This window comes from Caballeronia pedi (assembly GCF_001544915.2).
GTDB classification, from domain to species: Bacteria; Pseudomonadota; Gammaproteobacteria; order Burkholderiales; family Burkholderiaceae; genus Caballeronia; species Caballeronia pedi.
This window is the reverse complement of record NZ_FCOE02000115.1, coordinates 1-1,175: the sequence shown is the minus strand read 5'-3', so window position 1 is coordinate 1,175 and position 1,175 is coordinate 1. Positions and strand designations below refer to the sequence as shown.

Here is a 1,175-nt window from a genome sequence, read left to right as displayed (position 1 = left end):
CCGGCATTCGCGCAAAGCAGCGTCACGCTGTACGGTATCGTCGACGATTCGATCGTCTATCAAAGCAGCCAGACGAATCTGGCCAAGACGAATCCGGGCCGCTCGAACGTCAAGATGGCCTCGGGCATCTGGGCGGGCAGCCGTTTCGGCCTGAAGGGCGCTGAAGATCTCGGCGGCGGCAGCAAGGCGATCTTCCAATTGGAATCGGGCTTCGACATCAACAGCGGCAGCCAGCAGTTCACCAACGCGATGTTCGGCCGCCAGGCATGGGTCGGTCTGACGAACCCCGGCTACGGTACGCTCACGTTGGGTCGCCAGTACACCTCGTACTACACGCTGCTCTCGCCGTATAGCCCGACGAACTGGCTGACCGGTTACTTCGGCGCGCACCCGGGCGATCTGGACGGTTTGGACACGATCTACCGCGCGAACAACTCGATCGTCTACACGTCGCCGAAGCTCTACGGCTTCACGGTGAGCGGTTCGTACTCGCTCGCGGGCGTGCCCGACAGCGTGTACCAAGGCTCGACCTGGTCGGCGGCGATCCAGTATCAGCAAGGCCCGATCGGCGGCGCGGTGGCGTTCTCGCGCATCAACAACGCGGCCAACGGCGGCGGCATCTACAGCGGTCAGTCGACGACCATCAACGATACGACCAGCACGACCGGCGCCGGTCAGCCGGGCGTGTCGGCGGTCACGGCAGGCTATCAGCGTGCGCAGGCTCAGCAGCGCTTCGCGGTCGCGGGCGGCTACCAGTTCAACAGCGCGTGGGACATCTCGGTCACGTACACGAACGTTCAGTACATCCCGGGCACGAACTCGCTGTTCACCGACGAAGCCGTATTCAATACGGCCGGCACGGTGCTGCACTGGAAGGCGACGTCGGCATGGGACTTCGCGGCGGGCTACAGCTACACGTGGGCCAGCAAGGCGAACGGCATCAACGATGCGGCTTCGTACCACCAGTTCAACCTCTCGCAGTATTACTCGCTCTCGAAGCGCACGGGCCTGTACGCGCTCGAAGCGTTCCAGCGCGCGAACGGCAACACGCTGGCAGTTCCGTCGGGCACGACCTCGAATCGTCAGACGGCGGCCAACGCGACCATCGGCGACGGCTTCCAGAGCGCGCCGTCGGCATCGCGCAGCATGTTCGCGGCGGGCGTGGGTATCATCCA

Annotated in this window: 1 protein-coding gene; it reads left to right on the top strand. The window is 64.3% G+C overall.

Translation table 11 applies throughout. The features are described 5' to 3' along the window. The coding region (locus AWB80_RS42750) for a porin (protein ID WP_061180606.1) at positions 1-1,175 on the top strand (1,175 nt) is incomplete at both ends.